Source organism: Bacillus sp. FSL K6-1145 (assembly GCF_038003425.1).
Taxonomy (GTDB): Bacteria; Bacillota; Bacilli; order Bacillales; family Bacillaceae; genus Bacillus; species Bacillus pumilus.
In genome coordinates this window covers 3,439,415-3,462,000 of sequence record NZ_JBBOPC010000001.1, presented here as the reverse complement: position 1 = coordinate 3,462,000, position 22,586 = coordinate 3,439,415, and the positions used below count along the sequence as shown (strand labels likewise).

Sequence of the window (22,586 nt, the reverse complement as noted above, 5' to 3'; positions counted from 1 at the left end):
GTTAAATTAATCTCAATATGCGTTAGAAAATCTAACAGGATAAATGTGTGAAGATATACAAAGGAGGCAGATGAGACATGTTGACCTTAGATCGAGCAGCACAAACAGCACAAAGCTACATCGACCGTGTGTTAGAAGAGGTGGAAAAACGAAATCCTGGTGAGGAGGAATTTCAGCAAGCCGTAAGAGAAATTCTCGAATCACTCGTTCCCGTTTTTGCAAAGCATCCAGAGTATGAAAAACAAGGCATTTTAGAACGACTCATCGAGCCTGAGCGGCTTGTGGTATTTCGCGTACCATGGGTAGATGATGAGGGGAAAGTACAAGTTAATCGGGGATTTAGGGTTCAATTCAACAGTGCCATCGGTCCTTATAAAGGAGGCATTCGTTTCCACCCATCTGTCAATGCAAGCATTATTAAGTTTTTAGGATTTGAACAAATCTTTAAAAACGCACTGACTGGTATGCCGATCGGTGGAGGAAAAGGTGGATCAGATTTTGATCCTAAAGGGAAATCGGATGGAGAAATCATGCGTTTCGTTCAAAGCTTTATGAGTGAGCTCAGCCGATATATTGGACCTGATCAAGATGTGCCAGCAGGTGATATTGGCGTAGGGGCACGCGAAATTGGCTATATGTTTGGGCAGTACAAGAAAATGCGTGGTGCTTATGAAGCAGGTGTGCTCACAGGGAAAAGCCCTGGATTTGGAGGCAGCTTAGCGAGAAAAGAAGCGACAGGCTATGGATTGGTGTACTTTATGGAAGAAATGTTAAAAGCGCATGGACTTCAATTTGAAGGACGTTCAGTTGTCGTGTCCGGCTCAGGGAATGTGTCTATTTATGCGATGGAGAAGGTCATAGAGCTAGGTGGTAAGGTCGTTGCGTGCAGTGATTCAAGCGGAGCGATTTATGATCCACAAGGCATTTCACTTGAAACAGTGAAGCAGCTGAAGGAAGTAAGCAATCAACGGATTGGGGCATACATAGACATTCACCCGCATGCTGAATTGATTGAAGATTGCGAACAAATTTGGTCTGTTCCTTGTGACATTGCGCTTCCATGTGCAACGCAAAATGAAATATCTGAGATGCAGGCACAGCAGCTCGTGGAAAATGGTGTCATTGCGGTAGGAGAAGGAGCGAATATGCCTTCTACTCTAAAGGCAGTCAAAGTTTTTGAACAGAATGATATTCTATTCGCGCCAGCAAAAGCGGCGAATGCAGGCGGGGTAGGTGTCTCAGCGCTGGAAATGGCGCAAAATAGTGCAAGAATGTCTTGGACATTTGAGGAAGTAGATGATCAGCTGAAACTAATGATGCAGACGATTTATCGTCAGTGTACAGAGACAGCAGACGAATATGGACACTCTGGAAACTTAATAGTAGGAGCAAATATTGCAGGATTTCGCAAAGTGGCAGATGCGATGATCGCACAAGGCGTGATTTAACTCCTGCTCTCCCGCACCTGTTTATTTCATGACAAGATGGGGAATCTTCCTTGTAAGAATGACAATAAGGAGGCGCGGGAGAAATGAAAAAATGGCTGAAACAAATTTTTAAATGGGCACCTGTGATTTATCCAGTGGTGAGAAAAATATATAAAGAGCGGAAAGCATCTAAACGTCGTAACGTATCAGCCGGATAATCCGGCTTTTTTTTATGCAAGCATGACCGAATTGTGCGCTAAACAAAAAAGATGATAGATTTGAATGATCCATTTCATGCTTCTTTCCGTTAAGTACATAACAAACGGAAAGAGGAGGAAAAACAGATGAACATGAAAAAAGCGATTTTAACCATTCCGCTTAGCGCAGCATTACTATTTCCGGCAGCCCATAGCGCAAGTGCACACGAAGGACATATGCATGGAGAGGCAAAGAAGACATCTTCGTCACAAGAGGTGTCAAACAAAGCAACCGATCTTCGAGCAGCACTAGACCAGTTATTTTCGGAGCATGCCTACTTAGCAGTCATCACAATGCAAAAGGGAATTGACGGCAGCAAAGATTTTAAACAAGCAGCGGCAGCGCTAAATGACAACACAAATGACTTATCGGAAGCCATCGCTTCTGTGTACGGAAAAAAAGCAGGGAAACAATTCAAAGACATTTGGTCAAGCCATATCGGCTACTTTGTGGATTATGTACAAGCAACCGCAAAGAAAGATGAGGCAGGTAAAAAGAAAGCTGTCAAGCAGCTTGATCAATATCGAGTCAAACAAGCCGACATGCTCGATCAAGCAACAGGCGGGAGATTGAAAGCAAGTGAGCTTGAAGAAGGCTTGAAGATGCATGTGAACGAATTATTAAAAGCGTTTGACAGCTACACAGAAAAGGATTTTGATACGACCTATGAGACTGTTAGAAAATCCATTCATCATATGTTTGAAGTAGGCAAAGGCGTATCGTGGGCGATCACAGATCAATTTCCTGGGAAATTTGATCATAAATCTGTCGATACACCAGCTGCAGATCTTCGTGAAGATTTAAACTACTTGTTCTCAGAGCATTTGGCACTTGCGGTCGTTGCCATGCAAAAAGGAAATGATGGTAGCAAGGACTTTGATCAAGCAGCAGCAGCTTTGAACGAGAATACAAATGATTTATCTAATGCGATTGCATCTGTTTATGGTAAGGATGCAGGAAAACAATTCAAAGACATTTGGTCAAGCCATATTGGTTACTTAGTTGATTATGTCAAAGCGGATGCATCAGGAGACAAAGAAGCGAAAGAAAAAGCTGTGAAAAACTTGGATGCATACCGGATGAAGCAAGCGAAATTTCTAGAGCAAGCGACAGATGGCCGTTTAAAGGCGGCGGATTTAGAAGCTGGCTTAAAAATGCATATTGATGAGCTGATCAAAACATATACGGCTTACCATAATGGCGAATATGATCAGCTTTATCCAACAGTGAGAGAGGCGTACGGTCATATGTTCATGGTCGGTCAAGATGTCGCAGCAGCGATTGTTGATCAGCATCCTGAACTGTTCAAATCTAACATGCCTAACGAAATGCCGAAAACAGGTATGGGAGGCACAGCCGGTCCTTTAGGTATGTCATATGAAGCATTTGCGGGATTAATCGCAAGCTTGATCCTAGCTGGCGGTGCAATGGGTGCGTTCTTCCTAATTCGTCGTAAGACATCAAATTAAGCTCATATCAAAACAAAAAGGGGGGAGCGTGCACAATCGTGCCGTTCCTTTCTTTCAAAGGAGGCAGACTGACTTGAAAAGGTGGCTGTTTGGTCTTCTGATGCTTCTTGTCATCACGGGCTGTGCATCAAAATCGATGGATGATTCATCATCCGCTAAAACAACCTCATCTCCTGAAAAAATGACAACAAACCAAGCCGCAAAACAGTCTCATTCAAAAGCCATGTTAAAAGACGAACCGTCCGGTATTGTCCCGGCTGAAATTGCGATTCCGGCGATTGATGTCAAAGCAAAAATAGAGAAAACCACTTTATCAAAGGATGGCAGTATGGGGGTTCCAAAAAATACGGACAACACAGCTTGGTTTAAGGATGGTCCAAAGCCAGGAGATAAAGGAAATGCCGTTATGAATGGTCATGTTGATAATAAGTGGGGACCTTCTGTTTTTTATCGATTGAAGGAGCTGAAAAAGGGAAACAAGGTAATCGTGACATCCATATCAGGTAAAAAGCGAACCTTTGAAGTCGTCAAAGTGCAAAGCTATCCGCGTGAAGAAAAACCAAATGCGTTTTTCGGGTATGCTTTTACACGGAATCTCAATTTAATCACGTGTACAGGGACATTTGATCATGCAGCAGGGACTCATGAAAAAAGATTGGTTGTCTTTACGCAGCTGATTTCTTCATAAAAGGCGATGATACGGAGGTGTATCGCCTTTTTTTCATGGTTTCCCCAACGGTCCTGCCAAAAGATTCATAGGTCATTGGATAGGGTTTGTTGTATAAATAGGGGCGTTTGTCATATAAATGAGATGGCAATTTTTATTTCTTTTCAGTAGAATATGAGTAATGAAGAGAACTGCAAGCGTATACACCTTGTCCAGACAAGGCAGATTCTCCACCCTTACATAAGGAGGCCGATCTGATGCTGAGTAAAAGACTGGCGCACATCTTAAGTCAGCTCATGGCAGCGGAGACCCCGCTCACAAGCGCTGCGCTTTCTGTCAGTTTACAAGTAACAAGCCGCACCATTCGTACAGACATCAAGGAACTGAACGACTGTCTTGCTCCTTATCAAGCGGCTGTAACAGCTGTTCGAGGAGCTGGTTATGAGCTGTTGATCAACGATGAGAATGCCTTTCGCCGTTTTATGAAAGAGGAGGTCGAACAGGAAGAGCCGCTGGCGGTCCTTCCGGAGGAGCGAGTCCGGTTTATTTTAAAAAAGCTGCTTCTCGCAGAGTCTTATGTGAAATTGGAAGACTTACAGCAGCTGCTGTTTATTAGTAAATCGACGATGAGTAACGATATGAAATGGGTCAAACGCAAGCTTGAGCCCTTTGATCTGAAGCTGGAAGCGAAGCCGAATAAAGGCTGCCGGATCAAAGGATCGGAGATGAAAATTCGTTATTGTATGTCAGAATATTTATTCAGTGAACGCCGATCCTGCCAAACGATGCTGAACACGGCAGTCACCATTTTGCCAAAACATGAACTGGAATTGATTCAGAAAACAATCATTGATTATATCAATGAAGAACGAATGAATCTATCAGACATTTGCATGAATAATTTAATCGTTCATGTCGCGATTGCCTGCAAACGAATTAGACACGGAAACTATGTATCTGTTTTGCCAGAGGAAATCAATGAGATTCCACGGGCAAAGGAATACGAGGTTGCTAAAAAAATGGTGGAATGCCTTGAAGGACTGCTGGACGTCTCTTTTCCACAAGAAGAGATCGTCTATATCGCCATTCATTTATTAGGAACAGCCAAAATGGTGCAGTCCTTTTCATCGAGCGCTCAAAAACAAATTGTGGATGATGACACGAGCCGTCTTGTCCAGCTGATGCTCCAAGCCATTGATCAAAAGCTGCAGCTTGATTTAGCAGGTGATGCGGAATTAATGATTGGGCTGAGTCTGCACTTAAAGCCAGCCATGACCCGGTGTAAATATGGGATGAACTTAAGAAATCCAATGCTTGATGAAATAAAGGCGGGGTATCCACTTGCCTTTGAAGCAGGAATTATCGCCAGCAGGGTCCTTGAAGAAGAGGAGGGGCTGAGTATTCATGAGAATGAAATCGGATATATGGCGCTTCATTTTGGTGCGGCTTTAGAGCGGAGGAAAATGGAGATTCCGCCGAAGCGATGTCTCATCGTCTGTGCGTCTGGTGCAGGAAGTGCAAGACTGCTTCAAGATCGTCTGCGGTCACAATTTGGGTCGAAGCTGACCATTTTAGGAACAGCAGAGCTTTATTCGCTTCCGCATGTCTCTTTACATGCCATGGATTTGATTATTACAACGGTCCCGATTCAGATGGATTTACCGATTCCAGTCATACAAGTGAACACCATTTTGGGAGGCGGCGACTTTTTAAAAATTGAAGAAGCCCTGACGAGTGAAACAAGGGTGACATTGGCCTCTCAATATATGAAAAAGGAATTGGTCTTTACAAAACGCGCCTTTCAAACAAAGGAAGAGGTCATCACTTTTCTCACGAAACAAGTTATCGATATGGGATTAGCACCAGCAGAACTTACACCTTCTGTGATGGAAAGAGAAGAGGCTGCACCGACATCCTTCGGGCATTATACAGCCATTCCGCACCCTATGACGCCGCTGACAGAAGAGACATTTTGGGCGATCTGTTCATTAGAAAAACCGATCATATGGGGAGAGAAAAAAGTTCAATTTGTTTGCTTGCTTTGTGTCGAAAAAGAGAATGCCAAAGATTTAAAAGGGATGTATCGTCTGCTGGGCGAGCTTGTGCACAATGTGAAATTCATTCAGCATCTCATCGCCTGTGATACATTTGAAGACATGCTCGATATCATGTATAAAAAGGCCCCTTCGTCCAAGAGCTAACAATGTGATCTTAACTTTTTCCGCTTCCTAAAGGAAAAAGTATAGGTGTTTATGAAAGCGGTTTCATAATATGATGAATGTGTAAAGAAAAGCTACACACTTTCAAAAGGGGGCGTTTACACATGAACATCTTATTGGTTTGTGCAGCAGGTATGTCAACAAGCTTACTAGTCACAAAAATGGAGAAAAGCGCACAAGAACAAGGAAAAGACTATCGTATTTGGGCAGTATCTGGAGATTCAGCAAAAAATCATATTGATCAAGCCGATGTGCTTTTATTAGGACCACAGGTTCGATATTTATTACCACAAATGAAAAAGCTCGGAGAAGAAAAAGGGATTCCAGTCGACGTCATCAATACCGTGCATTACGGCGTATGTAATGGGGCTGAGGTTTTAAAATCTGCTGAACAGTTAGTGAACGGATAAAGGGGGCGGAAGGGATGAATGGATTCAACCGATTTCTAGAAGAGAAGGTCATGCCGTTTGCAGGGAAGATAGCCGCTCAAAGACATTTACAAGCATTGCGTGACGGAATTGTTTTAACCATGCCTCTCATTATTGTCGGTTCACTGTTTCTCATTTTAGCCAACCTTCCGATCCCAGGATACAGCGATTTTATGGCAAGTATCTTCGGAGCAGAATGGGCCACGAAACTATCCTATCCTGTTAATGCGACCTTTGACATTATGGCACTTGTTGCAACCTTCGGGATTGCCTACAGGCTTGCTGAAAAGTATGCAGTGGATGCCCTATCATCTGGTGCGATCGCTGTTGCAGCTTTCCTTTTGGCAACACCATATCAAGTTCCTTTCACACCTGAAGGCTCAACAGAAGCCATCTTAGTAGGTGGGGGAATTCCAGTTACATTGATGGGCAGTAAAGGGTTATTCGTTGCCATGATTATTGCCATGCTTTCAACTGAAATTTACCGATTCATTGTCCAGCGGAATATCGTCATTAGGATGCCTGATGGTGTACCGCCAGCAGTGAGTAAATCGTTTATCGCACTTATTCCAGGTTTTGTGGTCATCACGCTGATCTGGGTCGCTAGACTTTTGATTGAGATGACACCATTTGAGAGTATTCATAATATCATCACGGTCTTAATTGGCACACCGCTTTCCATTCTTGGTGGAAGCTTAGGCGGAAGTATTGTCGCCATTGGTGTGCAAATGCTCCTCTGGGCATGTGGTATTCACGGAGCAACCATTGTCGGCGGCGTCATGGGCCCAATTTGGCTCGGTGCGATGGATGAGAACCGTCTCGCATTCCAAGCAGGAGAAGTGCTGCCAAATATCTTCACAGCGCAGTTCTTTGAAATCTTCATCAATGTCGGCGGAAGCGGTGCAACGCTTGCCTTGGTGCTGACGATGATCTTACGTGCCAGAAGTAAACAAATGAAACAGCTTGGCCGACTTGCCATTGGGCCAGCCATCTTTAACATCAACGAACCGATCATCTTTGGAATGCCGATTGTCATGAACCCAATGCTTCTGATTCCGTTTATCCTTACGCCAATCATGATGATCATCACGACATATATCGGAATGAGCACAGGACTTGTCGCAAAACCGGCGGGGATTGCGGTCCCATGGACGATGCCGCCTATCATTTCAGGCTATCTCGCCACAGGAGGCAAAATCTCAGGTGCTGTCATGCAGCTGATTAACCTAGCGTTGTCATTCGCTTTATACTACCCATTCTTTAGAATGTGGGATAAGCAGAAATTAAAAGAAGAAAGTGAACTAGAAACAAAAGCAACAACTGATGAAAATGTCGTCAGCATGTAATAGAGGAAACAAGGGGGATGCGGCCGATGGAAATGGAACAAATTGTGTTTCAACTCATCTTACACGGCGGGAATGGCAGAAGCTCTGCGATGGAGGCCATTACATGTGCAAAGCAAGGGAATTTTGATGAGGCGAAGCAAAAATTGCAGGAAGCACAAGACGCGTTAAATGAGGCGCATCACGCACAGACAGAGCTGATCCAAGGAGAAATTAGAGGAGAAAAGACCGATATTAGCCTCTTAATGATCCATGCACAGGATCATCTCATGAACGCAATGACCGTCAAGGAGCTTGCGGCGGAAATCATCGAGCTCCATGAAAAAATGAAGCAACTCGGAGGTGTCAATTCATGAAAGATGGAATCAAAATTGTCACAATAGGCGGAGGATCAAGCTATACGCCTGAGCTTGTCGAAGGATTTATCAAACGATATCATGAATTGCCTATAAAGGAATTATGGCTCGTGGATATTGAAGCGGGTCAGGAAAAGTTAAACATCGTGGGTGCTCTCGCGAAACGCATGGTCGAAAAAGCCAGTCTGCCGATTGAGGTACACCTGACGCTTGACCGCCGGGAAGCCCTGAAGGACGCAGATTTCGTGACAACACAATTTCGTGTAGGACTGCTGGCAGCACGGGCTAAGGATGAGAGAATCCCACTTAAATACGGCGTCATCGGTCAGGAAACGAACGGACCAGGCGGCTTATTTAAAGGCCTTCGAACCATCCCAGTCATTCTAGATATCGTGAAGGATATGGAAGAGCTTTGTCCAGATGCATGGCTTGTGAACTTTACAAATCCGGCGGGCATGGTCACAGAAGCTGTGCTACGCTACACAAATCTAAAAAAAGTAGTCGGTCTATGTAATGTCCCAATTGGGATGAAAATGGGGATTGCCAAGGCGCTTGATGTGGATGTTGAACGGATCGAGGTACAGTTTGCCGGTCTCAATCACATGGTCTATGGATTAGACGTGTATTTAGACGGGGTCAGCATTATGGATCAAGTACTCGATGAATTAGGAAATCCGAATAGTCAGTGGTCTATGAAGAACATTGAAGCGAAAAACTGGGAACCTTCTTTTGTAAAAGGATTAGGAGTGATCCCATGTCCGTATCATCGCTATTACTATAAAACAAAAGATATGCTGGAAGAAGAGCAAAAAGCGGCCCAAGAAAAAGGAACAAGAGCAGAGGTAGTCCAGCAGGTCGAGCACGAATTATTTGAGCTCTATAAAGATCCTGATTTATCGATTAAACCACCACAGCTCGAAAAAAGAGGCGGGGCATATTACAGTGATGCGGCATGTAACTTAATCAGCTCCATCTATAATGATAAGCATGACATCCAACCAGTCAATACAGTGAACAGAGGGGCGATTGCCAGCATTCCGGCTGATTCAGCGGTTGAAGTGAACTGTATTATTACGAAGGACGGACCAAAACCAATCGCGACGGGTGATCTGCCTGTAGCTGTGAGAGGACTCGTTCAACAAATCAAATCATTCGAGCGTGTGGCAGCAGAAGCGGCAGTCACAGGAGATTACGAGACGGCTCTTGTGGCAATGACGATCAATCCGCTTGTCCCTTCTGACGAAATTGCAAAGCAAATTTTAGATGAAATGCTCGAAGCACATCGTGAATATTTACCGCAATTCTTCAAATCAGTCAAAGCGTAAAACAAAATGGCCCCTTTATGGGGTCGTTTTTTTATCATTGCCCCATATGGAAATTCAAGAAAGAAGTGTATGATAGTAAAAAACAACATGTATGGCTTCAAAGAAAGGACGGTTTGAGTATGGTTGCAATTGGTTTAATGCTTTACGGCTTTATCGTTCAACCTCTGTTGAGTTATGGCACAGTGGTCTTGTTTTTGTATGGAATCATCGCTTCATTTATTGGTCTTATTCGTCATAGACAGTATGTGTGGATTTATGTTCTTCGCCTGCTCGTTTGTTTTACCATTCCAGTAACCAACCTGTTGATGTATTTCGCAACGATTGGTGGAGATGAAAGAGACTTTGATTTCCAGCCGATGCCGTTTGTTTATTATCTTGTCTTTATCCTAGAAATCATCATCGTTTTTTTACCAGAGATCTTTTTACTAATCGAAAGAAAGTGGAGCATCAAAGGGAAACAGTGGATATACGCAGGGGCGATTGTGGGTGTATCGATCTTGTTTTGGTGCACGATTTGATGGAAGGCTGACTGGACATCTAAGTCTATTTCCCCTTCTTGTTGCGTAACCTTTTTCGTCTAACCTTTACAAAAGTAATAGAAAGAACAAGGATAGAAATTCCGAGAAACTTAAATAGAAACCGGGTGTGGAACGGTGAATCGTCGAAGCCTGTAGCGATGATGATCGATCCGATGCAAATACCAAAGAACGCTAGTAGATAAGTAAAAAACATACCATCACTCCTTATTATACGTGTGATTACCATTATAAGGTATATCAGAGGGGTGAATAAACAAAAAAAGAACCCTTCATGATTGAAAGGTTCTTTTACATGCTTAAGCTTGTTTGACGACCGAATCGACTTCTACTGTCCAGCCGAAGATATCTGGTTGTGTTCCTTTTTGAATACCCGTAATGGCTTCATACAATTTCTTCGATACTTCACCTGTTTGACCATCTTGAATCACATATGGCTGATCGTGATAAATTAATTCCCCGACAGGAGAGATGACGGCCGCTGTTCCAGTTCCAAAGATTTCTTCAAGCTCGCCTGATTGATGTGCTTCAATTAACTCATCAATCGAAATTTTACGCTCTGTCACTGGAATTCCCCAGTGTTTTAATAGCTCAAGTACAGAGTTACGTGTGATTCCTTCTAAAATGCTACCGTTCAATTCAGGCGTCACGATTTCTCCATTGATTTTAAAGAAAATATTCATACTCCCGACTTCTTCAATGTACTTTTTCTCGACCCCATCAAGCCAAAGAACTTGTGAAAAACCTTTCGTTTCAGCAACTTGCTGTGCCTTGAGGCTTGAGGCGTAGTTTCCAGCTGTTTTGGCATTTCCTGTTCCGCCTTTAACGGCACGGACAAATTCGTTTTCAACGGCAATTTTGACAGGATGGATGCCTTCTTTATAGTAAGACCCCACTGGAGATAGGATAATGAGCAGCTTATATGTGCTTGACGGCGCAACGCCTAAATACGGTTCAGTGGAAATGATGAATGGACGGATATACAAGGAAGTGCCCTCTGCATCAGGTACCCAATCCTTATCAATGCGAATGAGTTCATTTAAGCCCTCTAAAACCGTTTCTGTATCAATTTGTGGGATGCACAGGCGGTCATTGGATCTGTTTAAGCGTTCCATGTTCTTTTCCGGACGGAATAAGAGAATTTTCTGATCCTCAGAAACATAAGCCTTCAAGCCTTCAAAAACAGATTGCCCATAATGGTAGACCATCGAAGCTGGGTCCATTGGAATGGCCTGATAAGGGATAATTCTTGGATCATACCAGCCTTGATCAATGGAATAATCCATCACAAACATGTGATCTGTGAAGATTTTTCCGAATTCAAGTTGATCAGATTGAGGTTTTGGTTTTTTTGTTGAACTAAGTTCAACGCGGATGGGTTGTTTTGGCATCGTAAATCTCCTTGCTGTTTGATTATTTGAAAATTCTAATAATATGAAATAATTATGATTCTATTCTATACCTTCACAAAATATTAGCAATAGGTTTTCTGGAATTCAGACAAGAAAAATCTGTTAAAGCGCTTTCCTTCTCTCTGCCGTCAGTCTGCCTCATGTCACCCCTTTTTAATAAAGAAATAAAATCCAAATACATTATTAACTGATTAATCTGACAATTTAAAAGCGGATAAATTACCTGTAAGATATTCTTTCAACCATACACCTTTTGACTAGTACATTGCAAGGGGCATTGTCATATTTTAATCCTCTTTTTTTTAACCGATAAAGAAAGAAGAGAAGTGAAAGGAGCAAACAACAAGATGAAACGAGCGATACCAGGCATTTTACTCATTTTATTCATGACCGTGATCAGCTTCGGCTGTCAAGCGATGACAGAGGAGGCTGGCGCCAAGCAGGGAACTGCCTATTACGTGGCGACAAACGGGAATGACAAAAGCCCAGGAACGAAGCAAAAACCTTTTCGCACGCTGAAAAAAGCGGCAAGTATGGCGAGAGCTGGTGCAATCATTTACGTGAGAGGCGGCACATACAAAGAGAAATTGATTGTCCGCCATTCAGGTACAAAGAAAGCACCTGTTATCTTTCAAGCTTACGGAAAAGAAAAACCTGTCATTAGCGGGGCTTCACTCAAAGGAAATCAAGCAGATGGCGGTCTTGTCTCGATCGATGAAAAAAGTTACATTACCCTCAAAGGTCTGACGGTGGGACATCTCAAGACGAATAAGGAAGATCTGACCCCAGTCGGTATTTTCATCAAAGGAAGCGGGAAAGGCGTCAAACTTCTCAACAACCGAGTGTATGACATTCAGACGACACACACAAATGGGAATGCGCACGGTATTGCGGTCTATGGAACAAAAGCTCCTGCAGCCATTGAAGACATCGAAATCAAAGGAAACACTGTTGAAAAATTAAAACTGGGCTTCAGTGAAGCGCTTGTGCTCAATGGGAACGTCAAAAAGTTCCGTGTGACACATAACACCGTCCGCCACACTGATAATATAGGCATTGATTTAATTGGTTTTGAGAACGTAGCACCTTCTAAAAAGTACGATCAAGTCAGAAATGGTGTCGTATCTAGAAACAAAGTGTATGAGATTACGAGTGTAGGAAATCCAGCCTATGGCAAAGACATCTCCGCTGGCGGAATTTATGTGGATGGCGGGAAGGACATTGTGATTGATCATAACATCACACATCACAATGACCTAGGGATTGAAGTCACAAGTGAACATAAAGGAAAAATGGCAGATCGCATTCGCATCGAACACAATCAAGTGTATTTGAACCGTTATACAGGCATTTCAATTGGCGGCTATGATAAAAAGCGAGGCGGAACAACAAATACGACGATCTCACATAATATTTTATACAAAAATGACACAGCCGGCTTAGAAGGCGGTCAATTGTTGATGCAATATCAAGCTGTGAACAATCGAATCACGAGCAATATCATGACAGCGAGTGCCTCGCATTACTTAGTCGTGAATCTTTATGGAGTAAATCAAAAGAATATCTTCCAGAAGAACGTATATGACGACCGCAAAGGTGCAAAAGCATCACAGTGGGTATGGCGCGGGAAATGGATGGAAGGCTACAAAACGTATCTCTCTAAAAGCGGTCAAGATAAAGGATCAGCACATCTCAATCCACAATTTATGAATGAGAAAAAATATGATTTTCGCCTGAAGAAGTCATCACCTGCTAAGAAAATCATCGGAAATTAAGCAAGTCTGAATCGCAAACTCATTGTTTTAAATTTTCAAAAAAATCATTGACATTGATGTGACATCACATTAAAGTAAAGAAGACATTTCAACGAAAACAAAATTTCATAACGGATCTCTTATCAAGAGAGGCAGAGGGACTGGCCCTATGACGCCCGGCAACCGTTTCTACTATAGAAATTGGTGCTAATTCCTGCAAAGCTGTTACAGCTTTGACAGATAAGAGAGGAAGAATCCCGATACATGTTTCATGCAACGGTGATCAAGCCTCTCTTTCCAAGAGAGGCTTTTTTTCGTCTCTTTTTCAAATGAAAGAACAGTTTACTGGCGTTTTCCCACATTTTTACCTAGTTTTCCGATGTGAAAAATAAAAACAACTTGAGGAGGAACAGCAATGAAGCGTAACTATTTTACATCTTGTCTTATATTATTAACGGTATTGACCGTCCTATTAACAGGCTGCGGCACTGGATCAAGTGCAGGCTCAAAGACAAATGCGAACGAAAAGGTCTCCTTTGACAATGTACCGAAGCGATTTGCAAAGGGACAGGGAGCAAAAATTAAAGTCATTCGTAAAATTGGAGGAGATGATCATACAGCGCAGTTTTTAGCTGGGACGAAGGCAGAAGGTGAAGCGCTTGGCTTTACGGTAGATGTCTACACCGCAAATGGAGATACAGCGAAGTTCCATGACGCGATCTCTCAGGCGCTGGAAGAAAATTATGATGGCTTTATCATCTCTCATGGGGACGACGAGGCGACCGTCGCTGACGTGAAAAAGATCACAGCGAAGGGTATTCCAGTCGTAGCGTTCGATTCAAATCCTAAGCTGAAGGACATCAAAGGAGTCACAGTGACGTCTCAAGATGACGAACAATTAGCGAAAAAATCACTAGACGCACTCGTGTCTGACTTTAAAGGAACAGCAAATATTGCGTACCTCTGGGTAGATGGATTCCCGCCAATGGTGAGACGGAACAAGGTCTATCAAGAAACGCTCAAACAACATGCAGGGATCAAGGAACTTGACCGCTTTGGTATTGCCTCCTCTGATACGTCTGTTCAAACACAAAATGCAGTGGCAGCGATGCTGAATAAATATCCAAAGGGCAAACTTGACGCTATTTTTGCTACGTGGGATGCCTTTGCCATTGGCGCAGCAAGAGCGCTAAAGGAAGCAGGAAGAACAGAAGTGAAGATTTATGGGATTGATGTGTCAAATGCGGATCTTCAAGAAATGACAGCAAAAGACAGTCCATGGAAGTACACAGCAGCGGTTGATCCGAAGCTCATTGGCGCAGTTGACGTGAGAATTCTTGCGAAGAAAATAGCGGGTGAGAAAACCCCGTCTTCCTATGATCTTGAGGCCTCTCTCATCTCACAAAAACAGCTTCAACAATCAGGAAAGGCCATCAATATGGTCAATCTTGCAGACGAAGTGAAGGGGTTCGGCTCATCGACTGCCTTTGAAGAAGATTGGATGAAGACCTTGAAGAAGCATTATACAAAATAAACGCCGTGCACTCTCTTCTATAGAGGGTGTTTCGTTTTTCAGATGATGATCATGAGAAGGAGGACATCTATGACTTCGCCGCTAGTTTGTATGAAACATATTTCGATTGAATTCCCAGGAGTAAAAGCGTTAGATCAAGTGAATTTCACATTAAAAAAAGGGACAGTTCATGCACTGATTGGAGCGAATGGTGCTGGGAAGTCCACGTTAATGAAAGTTCTTTCTGGCGCTCATTCGCACTATGAAGGAAGCATCCAAATCAATGGTCAGGCGGCATCGATTCAAACCCCAAAGGATGCGGCCTCATATGGTGTGCAGACGGTTCATCAAGAAGTGGATACAGCTCTCGTTCCCTACTTAAGTGTTGGTGAGAATATGATGATGCATCAGATTGAGAAAAAAACATTTGTCGACTGGAAAGAGCTGCACCGTAAGGCAGCTCAACGATTAAAAGAACTGGACATCGACATCTCCACAAAACGCCTTGTAAGTGATCTGACCCTTGCGGAAAAACAGATGGTGCTCATCGCCAAAGCCGTTTCAATCAAATGTAGCATTTTAATTTTAGATGAACCAACAGCTCCGCTAAGTCATACAGAAACAAACAAATTATTTTCAATGATTGACCGGCTGAAACAGAATGGAACGGGCATTGTGTTTATCTCTCATCGCATGCCTGAAATTTTCACCATTTGTGATGAACTGACAGTGATGCGAAATGGAACCGATGTCGCAGCTCATCTTGTTCAAAATACAAATCCGCAGCAGATCATTGAAGAAATGCTAGGTGCGCCATTAGAGGAGCAATTCCCGCTCCGTACACCGTTGAAGGATGCACCTATTGCCCTTGAAGTGAAGCAGCTAAACGACCAGCATAAATTACGCAATATTCATCTTCATGTGAAAAAGGGTGAAATTCTCGGAATTGCGGGCCTTGTCGGTGCTGGAAAAACGGAATTGTGTAAAGCCCTTTTCGGCGCCTCAGAAAAAACGACAGGGACTGTGAAGCTTCATGGTCAAACCGTTCGCATCACATCGCCTCATCAAGCGGTGAGAGCTGGAATGGCCCTTGTGCCAGAAGAACGGAGAAAGGAAGGGATTCTGACAGAAGAGAGCGTGGGGTGGAACTTAACGGCCGCAAGTCTTCGTTCATTCTCAAGCGTGTTCAGCTTTTTACATCGTTCGAAGGAAAAGCGGAAGGCAGACGAAATCGTCAAACGACTAGGTGTCAAAACCCCATCTCTTGAAGCAAAGGTGAAGCATCTATCCGGTGGAAATCAACAGAAGATTGCCATCGGAAAATGGCTGCTGGCTGAAGCGGATGTCTATCTCTTTGATGAACCAACTAAAGGTGTTGACGTTGGAGCGAAAAAAGATATTTTCACGCTGATTGCAGAGCTTGCCGCCCGCGGGAAATCTGTGATTTATGCGTCAAGTGAGCTGTCGGAGATTGCAGGGATCGCTGACCGAGTCTATGTGCTGTATGATGGCAGCATTGCCCGGGAAATGACTGCCCCAACGACTGAGGAAGAGCTTTTATATCATTCAACAGGAGGACAATCATGAGTGAACAACAAATTCCAGCCCCTGTGCAGCAAACGAAAAAACAGCGGCCATCCTTTCATCTATTTGATTTCTTTTATCGATATGGCACGATCTTAACCATTGCTGTATTGATTGTGGTATTTGCGGCAGCGAATCCAGCGTTTTTGCAATCAGGGAATATTATCAATATTTTACGGTCTATCTCCATTGTGACCATTATTGCGGTGGGCCTTACCATCTCCTTGGCAGTCAACGGCTTTGATTTATCGGTCGGATCAGTCGCAACGTTATCGAATGCAATTGTGATTTCTATGTTTGTGTGGCTTTCGCAAAACCCGCTGATTGCGATCCTCTCTGCGCTAGCGGCTGCCCTTATTGTTGGTTTACTCAATGCCTTGATGATTGTCAAAATGAAAATTCCAGATATGCTCATGACATTAGCCATGATGTTTATTATTCAAGGGCTGGCTCAGACGTATACGAAAGGGGCTACCATTTCTGAAAACATGGTGCTGCCTGATGGTACATTCTCAACGGGTACAATCCCTGCCTTTTTCAGCAAAATCGGACAGGTGCCATATATCATTCTCTTAATGGCAGTGATTGTGCTATTTGCACATGTTTTCATGACCTACACAAAGCACGGACGATATATGTACATCATTGGAGGGAATAAGGAAGCGGCTCGATTGTCCGGTATTCATGTGAATAAATATAAAATCGCGGCATATCTGCTTTCGGCTTTATTTGCAGCAATCGGCGGTATTGTGCTGGCATCAAGGGTAATGACAGCGGAAATAAATGCGGGCACACCATATTTAATGGATGGCGTAGCGGCAGCTTTTATCGGTTTTTCCGTCATGGGAGCAGGAAAACCAAATGCATTTGGTACTTTTATTGGGGCTGTGCTCATCGGTATTTTGCAAAATGGACTTGTGATGATGTCTGTCCCTTATTACGCGATGGATATTGTGAAAGGCTCTGTACTCGCGCTTGCGCTGGCGTTGACGTATTACAAACAGCGAGGTTGACGACGTATTTTTTAAAACCTTTCGAGTCCCGTCTCCGTCTAGTAAACGGAAAGCGGTGCAGCCGCCGTTTCCCAAAAGGAGATGACAAAAAGAAATGAATATGTCAGCAACTCATGTAGAAGATTTGAAGAACGTCATGGAAGACTGGAAAAATGAATTATTAGTATATAAATTTGCATTAGATGAAATGGATACGAAGTTTTCAATCATAAGCCAAGAATATAATTTAATCCATGGCCACAATCCAATAGAGCATACAAAATCACGGATCAAATCCTTTGAAAGCATTGTAAATAAATTAGCAAGAAAAGGATGCGACATCACAACACAATGTGCCAAGGAGTATATTCATGATATCGCAGGTGTCCGTATCATCTGCTCCTTTATTCAAGATATCTATAATATTATGGATGTATTGAGGCAAAGAGAGGATCTAAAAATCCTTGAAGTGAAGGATTACATTCAACATCCAAAACCAAATGGCTACAGAAGTCTGCATTTAATTGTGGAAATCCCTGTGTACTTAACGAATCGTGTGGAGCATGTGAAGGTTGAGATTCAGGTGCGGACCATAGCGATGGATTTTTGGGCGAGCCTTGAACATAAAATCTATTATAAACTGCAAAACGATGTCCCTCATCAGCTAACCGATGAATTAAAGGAAGCGGCAGATATCGCCCATTACTTAGATGAAAAAATGCAAAATATTAAACGAGAAATCGATTAACGTATAAAAAAGAGCAGCTGCGATATTCACAGCTACTCTTTTTCTTGTTTAAGGATTGGTGCCGCGGTCTCTCTTTTGAATGATATCTTGAGATTGTGCAGATTGGCTCTCTTTTTGGATAGAAGCGCCAATAGAAACACCTGTTATCAAGAGTGTCAAAATCGCAGTTGTGATAAGCCATTTTTTCATCATACATCACTCCATATTCTTAACAAGTTTTTAAGGACAACGCCTTGTTCCAGAAATAAGTGGATTCTTCATGAAGTCCAATATCTGTTAAGTAAGCAGCTGCATCCTGACAGATGGCTTCAAGATCGACAAGAAAATTCATAGTTTCTAATTGATCACAATAAGACTTGATTTGCTCTATCATGTTGTCTTGCTGAAGCATAAGTGCTTCTAAAATAGATAATTTAAGAGAAATGTTTCGTTGTTTTAAATTTTCTGCTTTTTGAAGTGAAAGCTGCACATAATAGTGGAACAAACCAGGCTTTTTCAGCTTGAATAGTGCTTTTGTGTAGGCATACATGGCAAGTAAGTAGCCGCCTGGAGAAGACGTTTCAAATGTCTCGATCAATAAAGCCTTTTCTAGGAGCGGCACAGCTTCACTGTATTCGTTTCTAAGACTTTTAATAAAAGCTGCATTGCAATACGCGTGACCAAGTAAATCTGGGTCTTCCATTTGTTCTAGTGAATGAATCACTTCTTCAAATAATGACTCTGCCTCATCATATTTTGATTGATCAGCATAATTCAAAGCGAGCATCATTTGACAGCTGATTGATTTTTTCACATAACATGGATCTGCGTCATAAATAGATGAAGCCATTTTCAAGTGGTGTATGGAGAGGAGCGTGGATCTTATATTATAGTAAAGACACCCTGTTTTATAATGAAATTCTGCTTTTTCAATGTCATCGTGGACGAGATCTAATTTATCCTCTGCCAATTTTAAAAGGTGAAATGCCGTATCCTGATTGCCTCTGCGCATTTCATACATCCCTTTAAAGAAATAGAAATAGTAGCTGAGCATGTCATCTGTACGGATTGCATTTTCATCAACAAAAAGACTGTGATCCAGCGAAGCTGTATCTTCAATGAGATCCTTAAAACGGTACTCTAGCAATTGATAGTAAAGTAGGACATCTTGATTCTCTTCCATGCGATCAAACGCTTGAAGAATCTCTTCTTTTAGCTGGATCGCATCTTGTATTTCTCTTTTTTTCATCATGACATACCAGTCATTTAACATATTCGCTACATCAACGGACGACAAAACACCTGTTTCTGCCAATTTATATCCTCCTTTCTTCATCTATCCATCTCGTTCGATTCCCGCTCATCTGAATTCACTTTCCATATTCAGTATCTTCTTATATTTTAAGCGCTCTCTCGCAATTTGTAAAACATGTTTTTTGATGTAAATTCAACCAGTTGTGAAAGAAATAGGGATCATGCGCCTTTTGTATACGCTTACATATTTTTAGGTAAAAAGAGGGTTTTAGAGAAGATATATTACGATATCAATAGAGAGAAGAAGATCATTCAAGTGTCTGTTTTTGTATGTTAGAAAAAACGGCGGTTTTCAAGGTGGTATCTCGTTTTTTGTGAGATTATCTCACATTATGATTGTGAATCGCTCTTCTTTTAGAATAAAATGAGTTATTCGCAAAAAAGTAAAATTTAAAGAGACTATTGATCTAGAATTGTATGGATCTTTGGTATTGATAAAAAACATCACACACTATAGCTTTAGCGTGGTATAGTATTATTGGTATTGCGAATATTTAGATAAAACTGACAATAGGGGGCGTGTTTTATGAAAAAATCGATGTTACTGATCATGGGACTCATAGTTGTGCTCGTCATGGCAGCCTGTGGATCAAAATCGGACAGCGGTTCGGGAGAAGGCAAAGGCACATATAAAATTGGGATAGATGTAACATATCCGCCATTTGAATTTGAAAAGGGTGGTAAAACTGAAGGAATCGACGTTGATCTGATTAACGCCATCGCGAAAGACCAAGACTTCAAAGTGAAACTTGAAGCGATGGACTTCTCAGGCATTATCCCGGCAATGCAGGCAGGTCAGCTTGATGTAGGGATGGGCGGAATGAGCATTACAGATGAGCGTAAGAAGAAGGTAGATTTCTCAGATCCGTACTTCGATGCTGGATTGACAGTTGTTGTGAAAAAGGACAGTAGCATCAAATCAATTGATGATTTAAAGGGGAAAAAGCTAGCTGTTAAAAATGGGACGACGGGTGCAAAATTTGCATCAGATAACGCAGATAAATATGGGTATGAAGTGGTTCAATTTAATGACAGCCCATCGATGTTCCAAGAAGTTTCAAACGGAAATGCAGATGCCTTAATTGAGGATTATCCTGTCATTACGTATGCAATTGCACAGCAAGATTTAAAATTGAAAACAGTTGGAGACCGATTGAATGGAGACCAGTATGGTATCTCTGTGATGAAGGGGAAAAACCAAGACCTATTGAAAAAGATTAATAAAGGTCTAGAGAACCTAAAGAAAAATGGTGAATATGACAAAATTATTGATAAATATTTGAAGTCATAATACAAGCGAGGCGCGCTCCGAGCGCGCTTTCTTTATGATGCGTCGTATGTGAATTAGGGAGGGAGAAACATGGACACGATTATTAATGCATTTCCGTATTTAATGGATGGTTTGCAAACCACTTTATATATCTTTGTTGTTGCCATCATTTTAGGATTTATCATCGGTTTAATAGTGGCATTATTCCGTCTGTCACCTTTTAAAATCTTAAATTTCATCGCACTTGTCTTTGTCAATGCCATCCGAGGCACACCATTTATCGTACAGCTATTCTTCATTTACTTTGGTTTGAATACACTTGAATTCATATCGCTTGATCGAGTGCCGGCAGGGATTATTACAGTAGCGATTAATGCAGGGGCTTATTTCTCAGAAATTATTCGTGCTGGGATTCAGTCCATTGATAAAGGACAAACAGAAGCTGCGCGTTCCTTAGGTTTTACAGGGGGACAAAACATGCGCTTTATCGTCCTTCCACAGGCATTTCGCCGCATGCTTCCAGCAATTACAAACCAAGCCATCATCAGCTTGAAGGACACGTCTCTCTTATCAATTATCGGAATTGCCGATATTATGCAGCGGGGACAAGTACAGGCATCGGCAACATTTGATCCTTTGAATGTCTGGCTCATTGTCGGTATCATTTATTTCGTGATCATTTATTTACTTTCTCTACTGGCTAGCTACGCAGAAAGGAGATTTGATATCAAATGAGTATGATTACGGTGAAGAATTTAAAGAAATCCTTTGGCGATCACGAAGTGTTAAAGGATATTAATGCAGTCATCGAAGAAAAGGAAGTAGTGTGTGTGATTGGTCCTTCTGGATCAGGCAAAAGCACGTTTCTAAGATGTCTCAATAAATTAGAAGATATTACGGCTGGTGAAGTCGTTGTCCACGGACATACGATTACAGATCCAAAGGTGAATATCAATAAAGTACGACAAGAAGTGGGGATGGTGTTTCAGCACTTTAATTTATTTCCTCATAAAACCGTTTTAGAAAACATCACGATCGCACCGATGAAGGTAAAAGGTACCGACAAGAAGGCGGCAGTCGATAAAGCGATGGACCTGCTTGAAAAGGTCGGCTTAAAAGACAAAGCCAAAAGCTACCCTAACCAATTATCTGGTGGACAAAAACAGCGTGTCGCCATCGCAAGAGCCTTGGCAATGGACCCGAAAGTGTTATTATTCGATGAACCGACATCTGCTCTTGACCCTGAAGTCGTCGGGGATGTATTAGCAGTTATGAAACAATTAGCCGTCGAAGGCATGACAATGATTGTGGTCACACATGAAATGGGCTTTGCGAGAGAGGTAGGAGACCGCGTGATCTTTATGGATGGCGGATATATTGTCGAGGAAGACAAACCGGAGGCTCTCTTTGGAAATCCGCAGCATGAGCGTACAAAATCATTTCTTAGTAAGGTGTTATAAAAAAAGAGTAAGGGCATATGGATGCTCTTACTCTTTTTCTTTTATGGAGCCTAAAGGGAACTGGCCCCATTTCCTAGGAAATATTAGCGCTGGAAGAATTCGATCCATTCTTGGTCTGGCCCTCTGAAAAAGAAGTAGCAGTATCCATTTGGTAGCGTCGTAATTTCTTCATCAATTAATTCGATTTGCAGCTTTTGAATACGATTGAATTCAGCATGAATATTGTCAGTTGTAAAGGCAAGATGGTGAACCTTTCCTTCAGATGGCAGATCGCTGCTGTACCCTTGGATGAGCTCAATTTCCGTTTCTGCCTCATCTTTAAAGCCGAGAAATGCAAGCTCAATGATTCCGTTTGTATGAGTGATGCGATCCTTTAATTTCATGCCCACGACTTTTTCATAAAAATCAATGGACGTATCAATATTTGAAACCATAATACCTGTATGATCTAATCGTAATGTCGTCAAAAAAAGAGCCTCCTCTATGGTGTGTTGATATTTTTCTCCTCATCTTATCATAATAGAAGTAACGT

Annotated in this window: 22 protein-coding genes and 1 riboswitch; of the genes, 18 read left to right on the top strand and 4 right to left on the bottom strand. The window is 42.2% G+C overall.

Going from position 1 to position 22,586, the window contains the following annotated elements:
* The first annotated feature begins 77 nt into the window (after positions 1-77).
* From gdhA to MHH41_RS17585, 10 genes are all read left to right on the top strand, one after another.
* Entirely contained in the window at positions 78-1,448 is a 1,371-nt protein-coding gene (gene gdhA / locus MHH41_RS17630) for an NADP-specific glutamate dehydrogenase (RefSeq protein WP_253622030.1), read from the top strand.
* A gap of 83 nt (positions 1,449-1,531) precedes the next feature.
* Positions 1,532-1,645 (top strand): hypothetical protein, encoded by a 114-nt coding sequence (locus tag MHH41_RS17625; protein WP_003214702.1) that lies wholly within the window; start codon positions 1,532-1,534, stop codon positions 1,643-1,645.
* A 126-nt stretch (positions 1,646-1,771) separates the two neighbouring features.
* Positions 1,772-3,154, top strand: a complete 1,383-nt coding sequence (locus MHH41_RS17620) for a copper amine oxidase (protein ID WP_253622031.1) — start codon at positions 1,772-1,774, stop codon at positions 3,152-3,154.
* Positions 3,155-3,227: 73 nt separating this feature from the next.
* Positions 3,228-3,842 carry a class F sortase gene (locus MHH41_RS17615; protein WP_106029462.1) on the top strand — a complete coding sequence of 205 codons (615 nt, stop codon included), beginning with the start codon at positions 3,228-3,230 and terminating at the stop codon, positions 3,840-3,842.
* 236 nt (positions 3,843-4,078) lie between these two features.
* Positions 4,079-6,022 (top strand): BglG family transcription antiterminator, encoded by a 1,944-nt coding sequence (locus tag MHH41_RS17610; RefSeq protein ID WP_340866605.1) that lies wholly within the window; start codon positions 4,079-4,081, stop codon positions 6,020-6,022.
* 122 nt (positions 6,023-6,144) lie between these two features.
* Positions 6,145-6,450: a PTS sugar transporter subunit IIB gene (locus tag MHH41_RS17605; RefSeq protein ID WP_003214824.1), complete on the top strand. Its 306-nt coding sequence runs from the start codon at positions 6,145-6,147 to the stop codon at positions 6,448-6,450.
* A gap of 14 nt (positions 6,451-6,464) precedes the next feature.
* Entirely contained in the window at positions 6,465-7,814 is a 1,350-nt protein-coding gene (celB, locus tag MHH41_RS17600) for a PTS cellobiose transporter subunit IIC (RefSeq protein WP_212045701.1), read from the top strand.
* Positions 7,815-7,840: 26 nt separating this feature from the next.
* Positions 7,841-8,167, top strand: coding sequence for a PTS lactose/cellobiose transporter subunit IIA (locus MHH41_RS17595; protein ID WP_003215078.1), 327 nt, complete (start codon positions 7,841-7,843; stop codon positions 8,165-8,167).
* Positions 8,164-9,492, top strand: coding sequence for a 6-phospho-beta-glucosidase (locus MHH41_RS17590; protein WP_321999962.1), 1,329 nt, complete (start codon positions 8,164-8,166; stop codon positions 9,490-9,492). Before MHH41_RS17595 ends, MHH41_RS17590 begins: the two co-directional genes overlap by 4 nt.
* 119 nt (positions 9,493-9,611) lie before the next feature.
* Positions 9,612-10,010 (top strand): hypothetical protein, encoded by a 399-nt coding sequence (locus MHH41_RS17585; RefSeq protein ID WP_321999961.1) that lies wholly within the window; start codon positions 9,612-9,614, stop codon positions 10,008-10,010.
* A gap of 317 nt (positions 10,011-10,327) precedes the next feature.
* On the opposite strand, the gene MHH41_RS17580 is transcribed toward MHH41_RS17585, so the two are convergent.
* On the bottom strand, positions 10,328-11,419 hold the full coding sequence (locus MHH41_RS17580) for a branched-chain amino acid aminotransferase (protein ID WP_003215056.1): 1,092 nt from the start codon (positions 11,417-11,419) through the stop codon (positions 10,328-10,330).
* A gap of 368 nt (positions 11,420-11,787) precedes the next feature.
* On the opposite strand from MHH41_RS17580, the gene MHH41_RS17575 reads away from it, so the two are divergent.
* The 5 genes from MHH41_RS17575 to MHH41_RS17555 all read left to right on the top strand — a co-directional run bounded on the left by MHH41_RS17575 (position 11,788) and on the right by MHH41_RS17555 (position 18,031).
* On the top strand, positions 11,788-13,215 hold the full coding sequence (locus MHH41_RS17575) for a right-handed parallel beta-helix repeat-containing protein (protein ID WP_340866604.1): 1,428 nt from the start codon (positions 11,788-11,790) through the stop codon (positions 13,213-13,215).
* A gap of 116 nt (positions 13,216-13,331) precedes the next feature.
* A riboswitch (SAM riboswitch) is annotated at positions 13,332-13,441 on the top strand.
* Positions 13,442-13,609: 168 nt separating this feature from the next.
* Positions 13,610-14,728 carry a sugar ABC transporter substrate-binding protein gene (locus MHH41_RS17570; RefSeq protein ID WP_340866603.1) on the top strand — a complete coding sequence of 373 codons (1,119 nt, stop codon included), beginning with the start codon at positions 13,610-13,612 and terminating at the stop codon, positions 14,726-14,728.
* Between the two features lie 69 nt (positions 14,729-14,797).
* On the top strand, positions 14,798-16,294 hold the full coding sequence (locus MHH41_RS17565) for a sugar ABC transporter ATP-binding protein (RefSeq protein ID WP_106035732.1): 1,497 nt from the start codon (positions 14,798-14,800) through the stop codon (positions 16,292-16,294).
* Positions 16,291-17,304: an ABC transporter permease gene (locus MHH41_RS17560; protein WP_310425279.1), complete on the top strand. Its 1,014-nt coding sequence runs from the start codon at positions 16,291-16,293 to the stop codon at positions 17,302-17,304. The genes MHH41_RS17565 and MHH41_RS17560 overlap by 4 nt, the downstream gene beginning before the upstream one ends.
* Positions 17,305-17,398: 94 nt before the next feature.
* A complete protein-coding gene (locus MHH41_RS17555) occupies positions 17,399-18,031 on the top strand; it encodes a GTP pyrophosphokinase (protein WP_003215004.1) in 633 nt (210 codons plus the stop codon).
* Positions 18,032-18,079: 48 nt separating this feature from the next.
* Here the strand turns inward: MHH41_RS17555 and MHH41_RS17550 are convergent, their stop codons facing one another.
* Positions 18,080-18,220, bottom strand: coding sequence for a hypothetical protein (locus tag MHH41_RS17550; RefSeq protein ID WP_169901775.1), 141 nt, complete (start codon positions 18,218-18,220; stop codon positions 18,080-18,082).
* Between the two features lie 19 nt (positions 18,221-18,239).
* Positions 18,240-19,325 carry a Rap family tetratricopeptide repeat protein gene (locus tag MHH41_RS17545; protein ID WP_340866602.1) on the bottom strand — a complete coding sequence of 362 codons (1,086 nt, stop codon included), beginning with the start codon at positions 19,323-19,325 and terminating at the stop codon, positions 18,240-18,242.
* Positions 19,326-19,850: 525 nt separating this feature from the next.
* On the opposite strand from MHH41_RS17545, the gene MHH41_RS17540 reads away from it, so the two are divergent.
* The 3 genes from MHH41_RS17540 (at position 19,851) to MHH41_RS17530 (ending at position 22,054) form a co-directional block, all read left to right on the top strand.
* Positions 19,851-20,615, top strand: a complete 765-nt coding sequence (locus tag MHH41_RS17540; RefSeq protein ID WP_034620276.1) for a transporter substrate-binding domain-containing protein — start codon at positions 19,851-19,853, stop codon at positions 20,613-20,615.
* Positions 20,616-20,684: 69 nt separating this feature from the next.
* Complete coding sequence (locus MHH41_RS17535) at positions 20,685-21,329, top strand: amino acid ABC transporter permease (RefSeq protein WP_003215015.1); 645 nt, start codon at positions 20,685-20,687, stop codon at positions 21,327-21,329.
* On the top strand, positions 21,326-22,054 hold the full coding sequence (locus MHH41_RS17530) for an amino acid ABC transporter ATP-binding protein (RefSeq protein WP_003215369.1): 729 nt from the start codon (positions 21,326-21,328) through the stop codon (positions 22,052-22,054). Before MHH41_RS17535 ends, MHH41_RS17530 begins: the two co-directional genes overlap by 4 nt.
* An 83-nt stretch (positions 22,055-22,137) precedes the next feature.
* Here the strand turns inward: MHH41_RS17530 and MHH41_RS17525 are convergent, their stop codons facing one another.
* Positions 22,138-22,521, bottom strand: a complete 384-nt coding sequence (locus MHH41_RS17525; protein WP_003214664.1) for a VOC family protein — start codon at positions 22,519-22,521, stop codon at positions 22,138-22,140.
* Positions 22,522-22,586 lie beyond the last annotated feature (65 nt).

Excerpts from the sequence above, each read along its gene's own strand:
- MHH41_RS17620 (WP_253622031.1), top strand. The coding sequence starts at position 1,772 with ATGAACATGAAAAAAGCGATTTTAACCATTCCGCTTAGCGCAGCATTA.
- MHH41_RS17570 (WP_340866603.1), top strand. The coding sequence starts at position 13,610 with ATGAAGCGTAACTATTTTACATCTTGTCTTATATTATTAACGGTATTG.
- MHH41_RS17565 (WP_106035732.1), top strand. The coding sequence starts at position 14,798 with ATGACTTCGCCGCTAGTTTGTATGAAACATATTTCGATTGAATTCCCA.
- MHH41_RS17555 (WP_003215004.1), top strand. The coding sequence starts at position 17,399 with ATGAATATGTCAGCAACTCATGTAGAAGATTTGAAGAACGTCATGGAA.
- MHH41_RS17585 (WP_321999961.1), top strand. The coding sequence starts at position 9,612 with ATGGTTGCAATTGGTTTAATGCTTTACGGCTTTATCGTTCAACCTCTG.
- MHH41_RS17605 (WP_003214824.1), top strand. The coding sequence starts at position 6,145 with ATGAACATCTTATTGGTTTGTGCAGCAGGTATGTCAACAAGCTTACTA.
- MHH41_RS17540 (WP_034620276.1), top strand. The coding sequence starts at position 19,851 with ATGAAAAAATCGATGTTACTGATCATGGGACTCATAGTTGTGCTCGTC.
- MHH41_RS17550 (WP_169901775.1), bottom strand. The coding sequence starts at position 18,220 with ATGAAAAAATGGCTTATCACAACTGCGATTTTGACACTCTTGATAACA.
- MHH41_RS17575 (WP_340866604.1), top strand. The coding sequence starts at position 11,788 with ATGAAACGAGCGATACCAGGCATTTTACTCATTTTATTCATGACCGTG.
- MHH41_RS17625 (WP_003214702.1), top strand. The coding sequence starts at position 1,532 with ATGAAAAAATGGCTGAAACAAATTTTTAAATGGGCACCTGTGATTTAT.
- MHH41_RS17560 (WP_310425279.1), top strand. The coding sequence starts at position 16,291 with ATGAGTGAACAACAAATTCCAGCCCCTGTGCAGCAAACGAAAAAACAG.
- MHH41_RS17595 (WP_003215078.1), top strand. The coding sequence starts at position 7,841 with ATGGAAATGGAACAAATTGTGTTTCAACTCATCTTACACGGCGGGAAT.
- MHH41_RS17590 (WP_321999962.1), top strand. The coding sequence starts at position 8,164 with ATGAAAGATGGAATCAAAATTGTCACAATAGGCGGAGGATCAAGCTAT.
- MHH41_RS17580 (WP_003215056.1), bottom strand. The coding sequence starts at position 11,419 with ATGCCAAAACAACCCATCCGCGTTGAACTTAGTTCAACAAAAAAACCA.
- MHH41_RS17610 (WP_340866605.1), top strand. The coding sequence starts at position 4,079 with ATGCTGAGTAAAAGACTGGCGCACATCTTAAGTCAGCTCATGGCAGCG.
- gdhA (WP_253622030.1), top strand. The coding sequence starts at position 78 with ATGTTGACCTTAGATCGAGCAGCACAAACAGCACAAAGCTACATCGAC.
- MHH41_RS17530 (WP_003215369.1), top strand. The coding sequence starts at position 21,326 with ATGAGTATGATTACGGTGAAGAATTTAAAGAAATCCTTTGGCGATCAC.
- MHH41_RS17535 (WP_003215015.1), top strand. The coding sequence starts at position 20,685 with ATGGACACGATTATTAATGCATTTCCGTATTTAATGGATGGTTTGCAA.
- celB (WP_212045701.1), top strand. The coding sequence starts at position 6,465 with ATGAATGGATTCAACCGATTTCTAGAAGAGAAGGTCATGCCGTTTGCA.